The organism is Longispora albida DSM 44784, from assembly GCF_000379825.1.
In the GTDB taxonomy this organism is placed as follows: Bacteria; Actinomycetota; Actinomycetes; order Mycobacteriales; family Micromonosporaceae; genus Longispora; species Longispora albida.
Genome location: NZ_KB903839.1, coordinates 131876 through 144567, shown reverse-complemented (window position 1 = coordinate 144567; position 12692 = coordinate 131876). Strand labels below are relative to the sequence as shown.

General features: G+C 69.6%; 10 protein-coding genes. 3 read left to right on the top strand and 7 right to left on the bottom strand.

Annotated elements, in window-relative coordinates; translation table 11 throughout:
- Positions 1–20: 20 nt before the first annotated feature.
- Positions 21–494 carry a DUF2752 domain-containing protein gene (locus tag A3G1_RS0131960; RefSeq protein WP_018353577.1) on the bottom strand — a complete coding sequence of 158 codons (474 nt, stop codon included), beginning with the start codon at positions 492–494 and terminating at the stop codon, positions 21–23.
- A 198-nt stretch (positions 495–692) separates the two neighbouring features.
- Between A3G1_RS0131960 and A3G1_RS37850 the strand changes: the two genes are divergently transcribed.
- Positions 693–3719, top strand: coding sequence for a PQQ-dependent sugar dehydrogenase (locus A3G1_RS37850; RefSeq protein WP_018353576.1), 3027 nt, complete (start codon positions 693–695; stop codon positions 3717–3719).
- 121 nt (positions 3720–3840) lie between these two features.
- Here the strand turns inward: A3G1_RS37850 and A3G1_RS0131950 are convergent, their stop codons facing one another.
- Together A3G1_RS0131950 and A3G1_RS0131945 are read right to left on the bottom strand one after the other, a co-directional pair.
- On the bottom strand, positions 3841–4182 hold the full coding sequence (locus tag A3G1_RS0131950; RefSeq protein ID WP_018353575.1) for a DUF5713 family protein: 342 nt from the start codon (positions 4180–4182) through the stop codon (positions 3841–3843).
- Between the two features lie 34 nt (positions 4183–4216).
- A complete protein-coding gene (locus A3G1_RS0131945) occupies positions 4217–5425 on the bottom strand; it encodes a winged helix-turn-helix domain-containing protein (RefSeq protein WP_018353574.1) in 1209 nt (402 codons plus the stop codon).
- Between the two features lie 115 nt (positions 5426–5540).
- On the opposite strand from A3G1_RS0131945, the gene A3G1_RS37845 reads away from it, so the two are divergent.
- Positions 5541–6014 carry a GNAT family N-acetyltransferase gene (locus A3G1_RS37845; RefSeq protein ID WP_157641551.1) on the top strand — a complete coding sequence of 158 codons (474 nt, stop codon included), beginning with the start codon at positions 5541–5543 and terminating at the stop codon, positions 6012–6014.
- On the opposite strand, the gene A3G1_RS37840 is transcribed toward A3G1_RS37845, so the two are convergent.
- Positions 5913–7187 carry a glycosyltransferase family 87 protein gene (locus A3G1_RS37840; protein ID WP_051110733.1) on the bottom strand — a complete coding sequence of 425 codons (1275 nt, stop codon included), beginning with the start codon at positions 7185–7187 and terminating at the stop codon, positions 5913–5915. The two genes, A3G1_RS37845 and A3G1_RS37840, sit on opposite strands and share 102 nt — an antisense overlap.
- A gap of 134 nt (positions 7188–7321) precedes the next feature.
- Between A3G1_RS37840 and A3G1_RS0131930 the strand changes: the two genes are divergently transcribed.
- Positions 7322–7858 (top strand): GNAT family N-acetyltransferase, encoded by a 537-nt coding sequence (locus A3G1_RS0131930; protein ID WP_018353571.1) that lies wholly within the window; start codon positions 7322–7324, stop codon positions 7856–7858.
- A gap of 80 nt (positions 7859–7938) precedes the next feature.
- Here the strand turns inward: A3G1_RS0131930 and dapB are convergent, their stop codons facing one another.
- The 3 genes from dapB to A3G1_RS0131915 form a co-directional block, all read right to left on the bottom strand.
- Positions 7939–8697: a 4-hydroxy-tetrahydrodipicolinate reductase gene (gene dapB, locus A3G1_RS0131925; protein ID WP_018353570.1), complete on the bottom strand. Its 759-nt coding sequence runs from the start codon at positions 8695–8697 to the stop codon at positions 7939–7941.
- A complete protein-coding gene (locus A3G1_RS0131920) occupies positions 8694–10031 on the bottom strand; it encodes a M16 family metallopeptidase (RefSeq protein ID WP_018353569.1) in 1338 nt (445 codons plus the stop codon). Before A3G1_RS0131920 ends, dapB begins: the two co-directional genes overlap by 4 nt.
- A 219-nt stretch (positions 10032–10250) precedes the next feature.
- Positions 10251–12596, bottom strand: coding sequence for a polyribonucleotide nucleotidyltransferase (locus A3G1_RS0131915; protein WP_018353568.1), 2346 nt, complete (start codon positions 12594–12596; stop codon positions 10251–10253).
- Positions 12597–12692 lie beyond the last annotated feature (96 nt).

The window sequence follows — 12692 nt, the reverse complement described above, 5'->3', positions numbered from 1 at the left end:
GGCTTCGTCGTCAGCCGGGGTCAGACGTAGAAGGCTGTGAACGGGGCCCACGGGAGATTGCGGAGCACCGAGAACACGCCCCAGGCCGCGAGGAAGATCGCGATCGCCTTGGGGCTGATCGTGAAGGACGGGAGCTTGGTCCCGAACATCCTGTTCCACGACCAGGTGACGAAGAAGTACACGAGGAACGGGACGGCGAACACCGCGAGGAAGTGGTGCCGGCCGGCCTCGGGAATGTTGCCGTGCAGCAGGTACCACAGGGCGCGGGTGCCGCCGCAGCCCGGGCAGTCGAAGCCGGTGAGGGCCTTCAGCGCACAGCTCGGCGTCGCCCCGGCGTCGGCCTGGGTGGGGTCGACGGCGATCGCGTACGTGGCCACGGCGCCCGCGCAGGCCACGGCAGCCAGCGGGACCACCCACGGCTTGTCGACGACACGCAGCGTTGTCCGGGTGAACCAGCCGGGCTGCGGGGGTGCCGGGTGCGGGTGTGCGTGCATGCCACCACGGTACAACGCCCGTCCAGCGGCGGAACCCGAACCGCCTGGGGCTGTGGACAACCGCGCGCCGCCCGGTTCCGATGATCGGCGAATGGGCGGTTTCGCGGATCTCCCCCTGATCGTGGCGGCAGTCAAGTAAAGGGTCACGTCGGGCATCGGACAATGGAAATATTCGCAGTTGTTCCTACAATCGCTGGCATGAAACTGCGCCGGGTCCTCGGATCCACAGTGCTGGCCGCAGCCCTGCTCGTGCCCGTGACCAGCGGCTCTTCCCAGGCCGCCACGCTGCCGACCGGGTTCGCGGAGCAGATTGTCTTCTCTGGACTGAACCAGCCCACGAATATGGAATTCGCGCCCGACGGGCGTATTTTCGTGGCGCAGAAGAACGGCGTGGTGAAAGTTTTCGATTCCCTGACAGACCAGGCTCCGGACACGTTCGCGGACCTGTCGGCTCAGGTGAACAGCTTCTGGGACCGGGGGCTGCTCGGCCTGGCCCTGCCGCCGGACTTCCCGGCCAGCCCGTACGTCTACGTGCTCTACACGTACGACGCGAAGCCGGGTGGGAGCGCGCCGACCTGGGGTGACACCTGCCCCAGCCCGCCGGGCGACACGGCGGACGGCTGCGTGGTCACCGGCAGGCTGTCCCGGCTCAAGGCTGCCGGCAACCACCAGACCGGCCCTGAGGAGGTGCTGGTCACCGACTGGTGCCAGCAGTACCCGAGCCACTCGGTCGGCGACCTGGCCTTCGGGCCGGACGGGTACCTGTATGCCTCGGCCGGGGATGGCGCCAGCTTCAACTGGACCGACTACGGCCAGGACGGCAGCCCGGTCAACCCGTGCGGCGATCCCGGCGGGGCTGCACCGGCCCCGCCGTCGGCCGAGGGCGGGGCGCTGCGCTCCCAGGACGTCCGGACCACCGCCGACCCGGCCGGCCTGGACGGCACCATCATCCGGATCGACCCGGCCACCGGGGCCGGTGTCGCGGGAAACCCCTATTTCGCCAGTACCGACGCCAACGCGCGCCGGATCGTCTCCTACGGCCTGCGCAACCCGTTCCGGATGAGTTTCCGGCCGGGGACCGGCGAGATCTGGGCCGGTGACGTCGGCTGGAGCACCTGGGAGGAGATCAACCGGGTGACCAGCCCGGCCACGGCCGCCAACTTCGGCTGGCCGTGCCACGAGGGCGCCGGGCGGCACAGCGGCTACGACGGGGCCAACCTGACCCTGTGCGAGAGCCTGTACACGGCCGGCGGCGTGACCAGCCCTTACTACGCCTACAACCACGGCAGCAAGGTAGTGGCCGGGGAGAGCTGCCCTTCGGGTGGCTCGTCGGTCACGGGGATCGCGTTCTACCCGGCGGCCGGGGAGTATCCGGCGGAGTACAACAACGCCCTGTTCTTCTCCGACTACAACCGGGGCTGCATCTGGGCCATGCAGACCGGGGCCAACGGCCTGCCGGACCCGACGAAGATCAAGACTTTCGTTGCCGGGGCGAGCGGCGTTGTCGACCTGGAGGCCGGCCCCGGCGGCGACCTGTACTACGCCGACCTGCCGGGCGGGACGATCCGCCGGATCCGGTACTTCCCCAGCAACCAGCCGCCAGTGCCGGCCTTCACCGCCACCCCGAGCGCCGGCCCGGCACCGCTGACCGTGGCCTTCGACGGCGCGCCGACCACCGACCCCGACCCAGGCGAGATCCTCACCTACAAGTGGGACTTCGACAACAACGGGACCGTGGACGCCACCGGCCGGACGGCCACGTTCACCTACACCACCCCGGGGACCCGGACTGCCAAGCTCACCGTCACCGACTCGGCTGGGGTCTCGGCCAGCACCACGAAGACGATCAGTCCCGGCGAGTCACCGCCGGTCGCCGTGATCGACACCCCGGCGCCGGGTCTGTTGTGGAAGGTCGGCGACACGATCTCGTTCACCGGGCACGGCACCGACACCCAGGACGGCACCGTGCCGGCCAGCAGGCTCGCCTGGCAGCTCATCCTGCACCACTGCTACGACGCGACGGACTGCCACAGCCACTTCCTCCAGGAGTTCACCGGGACGGGCGGGTCGTTCACGGCACCGGACCACGAGTACCCCTCGCACCTCGAACTGAAGCTGACCGCCACGGACTCGGCCGGGCTCAGCTCCGCGGCCTCGGTCCGGCTCGACCCGAGAACCGTCAACCTGACCTTCGCCACCAGCCCGGCGGGGCTCCAGCTCACCGTCGGCTCGAAGACGCAGGCCACACCCTTCACCCGGACGGTGATCCAGGGCTCGGCCAACTCGATCAGCGCACCCACGCCGCAGGCCGGCCACGCGTTCGGCTCGTGGTCGGACGGCGGGGCCCAGACGCACGTGATCACTGCCTCGGGGGCGGGTACCTACACGGCTGCCTACACGGCCATCACGTCCCCGCTGTCGATCAGCGGCCGGGTGCTCGCCGGAGGCGTACCGCTGGCCGGAGCCCTGGTCACGCTGACTCCCGGCGGGCAGACCACCACGGCGAGCGCCACCGGTGACTACAGCTTCACGGGGATCGGGGCCGCCGGGACGTACGGCGTGACCGCCTCGCTCGGCCTCGGCCGGTGTGTCGTACCCGCCACGGCCTCGGTGATCGTGGACGGGGCGGAGGTCGCGGACATCGCGGTGACGGCGTTGCGGGACGGCTTCGGGTACACGTGCCACGACGCCACCCGGCCGTTCGTGGCCGGGAGCACCGTGACCGGGCTGACGGGCGATGACCGGACCCAGGCGGTGAGCCTGCCGTTCACTTTCCCGTTCTACGGGCAGGCCTACACGACGGCCACAGTGGACACCAACGGTGTGCTGTCCTTCGGCCCCGGTACGGCGGCCACGGCACCGGGCAACGTGCCGCTCCCGGCAGCCACCGCCCCGAACGCCGCCGTCTACCCCTTCTGGCGGGACCTCGGGCTGGACACGGCGTCAGCGGTGCTCACCACGTCCTCAGCCTCGGCCTTCACCGTGGAATGGCGCAACGCCTACATCTACGGCTACCGCTCACACCGGATCAACTTCTCGGTGACCCTCCACCCGAACGGCGACGTGCTCGTCGGCTACCAGTACCTCGACGCGCGGGCGACCGAGCAGGGCGGAGGCTCCACAGTGGGCATCGAGAACGAGACGGGGACGGTCGGGCTCCAGTACAGCCACAACGAGCAGACCCTAAGAGACGAAACCTCCATCCTGTTTGTGCCGACCCGCTGAGGACGAATCTGGACTGCGCAGAACGGCTTCCCACGTACAACACCGGTACGAGGGAAGCCGTTCTGCTTGCCAGATCCGCCCTCAGCGGGCCACCGCGCCTTAGATCAAGGTCAAGAGACAGTTACCAGTCTCGGTTCATGATGAGTTGTTCTATGTCGGCGTTGTCGAAGCCGTAGGTCTTGGCGATGAACCAGAAGTCGTCGGCGATCACCTCGCGGGCGATGGTCTCGATCTCGCTGCCCGCGTCGTGGAGCTCCTCGTCGAGATCGTTGAACTCGTCGGTGGCCGCGTGCGTGAGGGCGTAGAGCGCTTCGAGGCTGGCGGGCTTGCCGGCCTCGATCCGCGCGCAGAGGCGCTGGAGGATCTCCCGGCCCTCGTCGAGCAGGTGCCCGGGGAAGTAGTCGTCGCCGGACAACTGCTTCAGGAACTCGTGGTCCAGCACCTTCTGGTTGGTGATCGTCACGTTCTCTTCCCCGCTGTCAGTGTTGGCTTCGGTGTCAGATGAGGGCTTTGGTCAGCTCTGCGGCCAGGTCGCCGCGATCGGGGAAGGCTACTTCGGGCAGGCCCAGCCAGCTGGCCATCCGGTGCAGCTCTGCCGCCAGAGCCGTGGCCGTCTCCTCGGCGTCGCTGCCCGGCTCCAGCCAGGCGGCCGGGACGCGGAGGACGCCGGCGGCACGGTCGGCCTTCAGGTCGACGCGGGCGGCCAGCCGGTCGCCGTGCAGGAAGGGCAGCACGTAGTAGCCGTGGACGCGCTTCTCGGCCGGGGTGTAGATCTCCAGCCGGTACCGGAAGGCGAACAGGCGCTCGGTGCGGCCCCGCTCCCAGACGAGCGGGTCGAAGGGGCTGACCAGGGTGCTGGCCTTCACCCACCGGGGCAGCTTCGCCTCGGCGTGCAGCCAGGCCGGTTTCTTCCAGCCCTCCACTGTGACCGGCCGGAGCACGCCCTCGGCCACCAGTTCCTCGATGGCGGGCAGCGCCGCGCCAGCTGGCAGCCGGAAGTAGTCGCGCAGCTCGGGCTCTGCCGCCACGCCCAGGGCGCGCGCCGCCACCTCGACCAGGGCCTTGTACGACTCCTCGACGGACGGGTCCGGCGTGTCCACCACAGTGGACGGCAGTGACCGCGAGGGCAGGTCGTAGACCCGCTCGAACTGGCCGTTACGGTGGCTGGACGTGACCTCGCCGGCCCAGAACAGGTACTCCAGTGCGCGTTTGGCCTCGCTCCAGTTCCACCAGGAGCCTCGGGCCTTGGGAACGTCGTGCTCGATCTCGCGGGAGGTGAGCGGGCCCTTGGCCGCGACCTCGGCCAGCACCCAGGCGACCAGCTCCGGCTTCTCCTCGGCGATCCGGCGCATGCCGCCCCACGCCTTGGTGTGCGCCTCGGCCATCCGCCAGCGCAGGTGTGGCTGGAGCCGGACGTCGATCAGGGAGGCCTCGTGCCCCCAGTACTCGAAGAGGTCGCGTTTCTTCCCGGTGGAGACCTTGCCCAGCAGCTCGTGCGGATAAGGGCCCAGCCGCGAGTACAACGGGAGGAAGTGCGCCCTGGCCAGGATGTTGACCGAGTCGATCTGGATCTGGCCGAGCCGCCGGATCACGCGGCGGGCGTGGCGGGCGTCGGGGACGACTGCCGGGCGCGGATCGGTGAAACCCTGCGCGGCGAGGGTGATCCGCCGGGCCTGGGCGAGCGAGAGGGAATCCGGGATGCTCATAACGCTCGCCAGCGTAGCTCCCGGGTCTGACAATCTGGCGAAGGGAAGCGCACGAGACCGCGCCAGAACACGCCACAACCACACGGGGGACCGCCTGATGCTCACGATCAGGGACATGACAGCTGCCGACATCGGGGACACCGCCCGGCTGCACCACCGGACCTGGCAGGACGCCTATCAGGGCATCGTCGCCGCCGAGCAGCTCGCCGCCCTGACGGAGGAGAGCTGGATCGCCTCGTACACCCGGGGGCTCGGCACGCCAGGCCGGATCACGCTGGTCGCCCTCACCGGCGACGCGATCGTCGGCACGGCGACTTTCGGGCCGGACCGGAAGGAGCCCGGGTACGACGAGATCTACGCGATCTACGTCGCACCCGAGCGGCAGGGCCACGGCGTCGGCCGGGCACTGATGGACGCAGCGGTCGCCCGGCTCACTACCGGAGAAGGCAGGCCGGTGCGGCTGTGGGTTGCTGCGGCCAACGCCTCGTCACGACGTTTCTACGAGCTGTACGGGTTCACGGCTGACGGCGCGGCCGATGTCTGGGTACGTGACGAGATCAGCATCGACGTCGTCCGGTACGTCCTCTGAGGAGGATTCTGGGGAGGATGGCGGAGTGTCCGCGCCCGGCCGGATCGGCGTGGCCACGAGCAGCAGCAACAGCAACAGCACGAAGGCGTTCTCACCGAGGACGCTCGGCAGGTTGTTGCGGCTGTGGTTGGCCGGGCTGCGCCGGAAGAACCAGACGAAGGACATGGTGAAGGCCCAGTACGTGGCGTTGACCAGGCTCAGCCTGCCCCACCACGCGGCGCGTTCTCCTCGCCTCGGCAGGCCGTCCAGCAGGACGTCCGCGGTGATCACCATCGCCGGGAAGATCCAGTAGAGGTGGTGCGTCCAGCTGACCGGGCTGATCAGGACGCCGGTGAGGCCGGTCAGCGTGATCGCGGTCAGCTCGTCGCCCGCCCGGTGGGCGCGGACCGCGCGCCACAGCCCGTAGCCGCCCACGAGGACCGCCAGGCCCAGCCAGGTCAGGCGGCCGGTGGTGCTGACCGGCACCATGTCGTCGATCCGGGCGACCATGCCGTTGATCGCCTGGTTGCCCGGGTTGTCGGGGAAGCCGACGCGTTCGGTGTCCCAGAGGGTCGCGGTGTAGAACCGCCAGGAGATGTCCCAGTCGGCCACTGCGGCCAGCAGGGTGGCCCCTGCGGCTGCGGCACTGGCCACTGTGGCGTCGCGCCAGCGGCGGGCCGCGAGCAGGTACAGGATGAAGATGCCCGGGGTCAGCTTGATCGCGGTGGCGATGCCGACGCCGACGCCGGTCCAGCGCGAACCGCGCCGGCCGAGGACCAGGAGGTCACCGAGGATCAGGGCGACCAGGTACATGTTGATCTGGCCGAAGCTCATGTTCTCCCGGACGGGTTCCAGGGCGAAGAGCAGGGCGGTGCCGACGCAGGCCGTGAACCACACCGGCCAGCGCCGCCGCTGGGCCAGGTCCCTGGTTATCCAGTACGTGGTGAGCAGCGTGACCGCCAGTGTGCTCCCGATCGTGAACCACTTGACGAAGCCCCACGGCAGGAGAGCCGCCGGGCTCAGCAGCAGCGCGGCGAACGGCGGATACGTGAAGCCGAGCCAGCCGTTGACCACGTCGGGCTGGGCGTAGTCGTAGATGTCGTGGCCGCCGAGCCAGTACGCGGTGGCGCTGCGGTAGATCCGCAGGTCGAACAGGTGGTGCTGGCCGCCGAACCGCGACGCGAGATACCACACCGAACCCGAAAGTACTATGACAAAAAGGACCTGCAGCAGCAGGCGCATCCGACGTTGAGTAAGCACTGAACCACCCCGTGTAGTCAAACCGCCGGCGTCCAGAGTACGAAACGGCCACCGTACGCTTTGCCACCATGGCGCTTGGATTCGCACGTCCCGCACGAGCGGGTGACGCCGGGGAGATCGCCCGGATTCAACTGGAGACCTGGCGGCTCGCGTACCGCAAGCTCATCCCCCGCGAGATCCTCGCCGGGCTCGACGCGGAACAGATGGCCGCCCAGTGGCTGGCCGCGATCACCGAGCCGCCCACGCCACGGCACCGGGTACTCGTCGCCGTCGAGCAGTCCGAGGCGGGAGCGGAGACCACGGTCGGCTTCGCCGCGATCGGGCCGGCCGAGGAGGAGGACAAGGCCGAGGGCGCCGGGGCCTTCACCGAGCTGCTCGTCGAGCCGCGCTGGGGCCGGCGCGGCCACGGCAGCCGCCTGCTCTCAGCAGCCGTGGACCTGTGGCGGACCGACGGCTACGAGACCGCGCTCGCCTGGGTGTTCGACCAGGCACCGGCGCCGAGGAAGTTCCTCACGTCGGCGGGCTGGGAGGCCGACGGGGCCCGCCGGTCACTCGACATGGCCGACATCCTGGTACCGCAGGTGCGGCTGCACACAGCGCTGTAGCCGTTCGCAGCGAAGCCCCGGGGTCTCTGGGAGACGACGGGGCTTCGCGCAGCAGGTACAAAACAAGGGTTTTACAGGTTTTAGAGGCCCAGCAGCGGGCCGAGGCCGACAGTCAGGCCTGGACGCCGCAGGATCTCGCGGACCGCGAGCAGCACACCCGGCATGAAGGAAACCCGGTCGAGCGAGTCGTGCCGGATCGTGAGCGTCTCGCCGCCCGTGCCCAGCAGGACCTCCTGGTGGGCGATCAGGCCCGCCGAGCGCACGGAGTGCACCCGCACCCCGGCCACCTCGGCACCCCGCGCGCCGTCGAGGGACTGCTTCGTCGCGTCCGGGGAGACTCCGACGCCAGCCGCCTCACGCGACTTCGAGATCATCTCGGCGGTGTGCAGGGCCGTGCCGCTGGGCGCGTCCACCTTGTTCGGGTGGTGCAGCTCGACGATCTCGACCGAGGGGAAGTACGGCGCGGCCTTCGCCGCGAACTCCATCATCAGCACGGCGCCGATCGCGAAGTTGGGCGCGACGATCACGCCGACATCCGGCTTGTGCTTCAGCCAGTGCTCCACCCGGTGCAGCCGCTCCGGCGTGAAGCCCGACGTGCCGACCACGACGCTCACGCCCTGCTCGACACACCAGTGGATGTTGTCCATGACGACCTCGGGACTGGTGAAGTCCACGACCACCCGCGCGCCAGCGTCGGTGACGCTGAACAGGCCGTCACCTGTGTCCACCATCGCCACCAGCTCAAGGTCCTCCGCGTCGTTCACCGCGCGGCAGACCTCCGTGCCCATCCGGCCCCTGGCCCCCAGCACCCCGACCGGCAGCGGCTCCAGCTCCGTCATGACGACCTCACAACTCCCGAGAAATCATGTCCAACGAACGGCCCGATCGCGGCGAGCGACATGGGCCTGCTGAGAAGCTCCGTGGCGATCGCGCACACTTCGTCCAGTGTGACAGCATCCACCCGCTGGAGCAGTTCGTCCACAGAGAGCAGTTCGCCGTAGAGCAGCTCCCCCTTGCCCAGGCGGCTCATCCGCGAACCGGTGTCCTCCAGGCCGAGCACGAACCCGCCCTTGAGCATTCCCTTGCCCCGGGCCAGTTCCGCTGCGGTGATGCCGTTCGCGGCGACCTCGGCGAGCTCGTCCTGGACGATCCGCAGCACCTCGTCAGCCTTGCCCGGCGTGCAGCCGGCATAGACGGCGAACAGTCCGGCGTCGGCGTACTGCGTGGTGTAGGAATACACCGAATACGCCAGGCCGCGCTGCTCACGCACCTGCTGGAACAGCCGGCTCGACATGCCGCCGCCCAGAACATTGTTCAGTACCCCGAGGGCGAAGCGCCGCTCGTCGAACCTGTTCATCGACGTGCACCCGAGCACCAGATGCGCCTGCTCGGTGTCCTTGTCGATCACGCTCAGCTGCCCGGAACGCGTCTTCACCAGCTTGCCCTGCGGCCGCTCCGGTACCGGCTGGGCGTCCCCGCCCAGCAGATGCGTGTCCTTCAGCGCCGCCCGGACCAGCTTGACCACAGCCGCGTGGTCCAGGCTCCCGGACGCGGCGATCACGATCTCCGGAGCCGTGTACCGCTTGTGGTAGAACCCGGCGATCTGCTTGCGCGTCATCGCGGCGATCGTCTCCGTCGTACCGGAGATCAGCCGGCCCAGCGCATGCTCACCGAACAGCGCCTTCGTGAACGCGTCGTGCACCTCGTCGCCCGGCTCGTCGTCGTGCATCGCGATCTCTTCGAGGATCACGCCGCGCTCGGTCTCCACGTCGGCCTCGTCGAGGACGGAAGAGGAGATGACATCGCACAGCACGTCGATCGCGAGCGGCAGGTCCGCGTCGAGCACCCGCGCGTAGTAGCAGGTGTACTCCTTGGCCGTGAACGCGTTCGTCTCGCCACCCACCGCCTCGATCTCCGAAGAGATGTCCAGCGCGCTCCGCCGCTTCGTACCCTTGAACAGCAGGTGCTCCAGGAAGTGCGAGGCGCCGGACAGGCTCGGGCTCTCGTCCCGCGAGCCGATCCCGACCCAGAACCCGATCGACACGCTCCGCATGGCGGGCACCGCCTCGGTGATCACCCGGAGGCCGCCGGGGAGGACCGTGCGCCGCACCGTCCCGTTCAGCGGATCTGCGGCCAGAGTCGTCGTCCGTGCCCTGCTCGCGGCCTCGGCCACCTGTGCTCCCGCCTGCCTTGGTGCGCGGCTCCGCCAGCCGGGGACTGTGCCCGGCGCGTCGCCGCCGATCGTGAGGTTTGGTACATGGTGCCACAGCCCGCCTGCCCGCCGCCGTGGCGGTGCGGCCGGTCCCGGCCTGTGCGGCGGGCAGCGTGCCAGCGGCCGGCCAAGGTTGCCCTGGCCGGCCGCTGGACTTACTAACTCAGATAGCTGCGCGTACTAGTCGCGGCGCTGCCGGCGACGGCGCGGCTCGCCGCCGTCACCCTCACCGCTGCGCTCACGGTCGCCACGCGGCGCCCGGTCGCGGCGCTCGCCGCCGTCACCCTCACGCGGAGCGCGGTCCTCGCGCGGGCCACGGTCGGCGACCTGGATGACCTCGCCGTCGGCGCCGACCTTGTCCAGGTAGACCTTGCCGCGGTTGTCGATGTCCGCGATCTGGACCTCGACCTTGTCGCCGACGTTGAGGAAGTCCTCGACCCGCTCGACGCGCTTGCCGTCGCCCACCTTGGAGATGTGCAGCAGGCCGTCGCGGCCGGGGGTCAGCGAGATGAAGGCGCCGAACGCGGCGGTCTTCACCACGGTGCCGAGGAAGCGGTCGCCGACCTTCGGCAGCGTCGGGTTCGCGATCGCGTTGATCTTCGCGATGGCGGCCTCGGCGGCCGGGCCGTTGGTCGCGCCGACGTAGATCGTGCCATCGTCCTCGATGGTGATCTCCGCGCCGGTCTCCTCGGTGATCGAGTTGATCATCTGGCCCTTGGGGCCGATGACCGCGCCGATCTTGTCGGTCGGGATCTTCACGCTCACGACCCGCGGGGCGTGCTCGGACATCTCGCCCGTGGTCTCGATCGCGTCTTCCATCACGTCGAGGATGGCGTGCCGCGCGTCGTGCGCCTGGGACAGCGCGCCAGCCAGCACGTCCGACGGGATGCCCGTCAGCTTGGTGTCGAGCTGGAGCGCGGTGACGAACTCCCGCGTACCGGCGACCTTGAAGTCCATGTCACCGAACGCGTCCTCCGCGCCCAGGATGTCCGTCAGGGTGATGTACTGCGTCTTGCCGTCGACCTCGTCCGAGATCAGGCCCATCGCGATACCGCCGACGGGGGCCTTCAGCGGGACACCCGAGTAGAGCAGGCTGAGCGAGGACGCGCAGACCGAGCCCATCGAGGTCGAGCCGTTGGAACCCAGCGCCTCGGAGACCTGCCGGATCGCGTAGGGGAACTCCTCGCGGGTCGGCAGCACGGGCAGCAGCGCCCGCTCCGCCAGCGCGCCGTGGCCGATCTCGCGGCGCTTGGGCGAGCCCACCCGGCCGGTCTCACCGGTCGAGTAAGGCGGGAAGTTGTAGTTGTGCATGTACCGCTTGGTCTTCTCCGGCGAGAGCGTGTCCAGGGACTGCTCGAGCCGCAGCATGTTCAGCGTGGTGACACCCAGGATCTGGGTCTCGCCGCGCTCGAACAGCGCCGAGCCGTGCACGCGGGGCAGCACGCCGACCTCGGCCGACAGCGGCCGGATGTCGCGCGGGCCACGGCCGTCGATCCGGATCTCGTCGCGGAGCACGCGCTGGCGGACCAGCTTCTTGGTCAGCGACCGCAGGGCGGCGCCGATCTCCTTCTCGCGGCCCTCGAAGCCGGTGACCTTCTCGAAGGTCACGTCCTTGAGACGGTCGAGCTCCGACTCGCGCTCCTGCTTGTCGGCGATGGTCAGCGCCTGGCCGACCTCGGCGGCCACAGCGGCCTCGACGGCGGCGAACACGTCGTCCTGGTAGTCCAGGAACTGCGGGAACTCCACCGACGGGCGGGAGGCGACGGCGGCCAGCTCGGACTGGGCCCGGCACAGCTCTCGGATCGCGGGCTTGGCTGCCTCCAGGCCGGAGGCGACCACTGCCTCGTCCGGCTTCGGCGCGCCCTCGGCGATCAGGGTGATCACGTTGGCGGTGGCCTCGGCCTCCACCATCATGATCGCGACCTCGCCGTCCTCGAGGACCCGGCCGGCGACGATCATGTCGAACGTGGCCCGCGCGGTCTCCTCGTGGGTCGGGAAGGCCACCCACTGGCCGTCGATGTGCGCGACGCGCACCGAACCGACCGGGCCGGAGAACGGCAGGCCGGCCAGCTTGGTGGACAGCGAGGCGGCGTTCATGGCCACGACGTCGTACGGGTGCGCCGGGTCGAGCGCGAGGACGGTCTCGACGACCTGGACCTCGTTACGCAGGCCCTTGACGAAGCTCGGGCGCAGCGGGCGGTCGATCAGGCGGCAGGTGAGGACGGCGTCCTCGCTCGGCCGGCCCTCGCGGCGGAAGAACGAGCCGGGGATCCGGCCAGCCGCGTACATCCGCTCCTCGACGTCCACGGTGAGCGGGAAGAAGTCGAAGTGCTCCTTCGGGGCCTTGCTGGCCGTGGTGGCCGACAGCACGACGGTGTCGCCGAGCTGGGCGAGGCAGGAACCGGCCTGCCGGGCGAGCCGCCCGGTCGAGAACGTGATGACGCGCGTGCCGAACGAGCCGTTGTCGATCGTCGCGGTCGCGCTGTGGGTACCGAGGTGAACGACCTCGGGCGTGGTGTCAGTCAAAACTGCTCCTCTGTCAGGTTGGACGCCCTGGGGGGAGCAACGTCGCGCTGGCCGGTCTTCGATCGAAGCCGCCGGAGTCGTCTGCTGTCTCCGGCA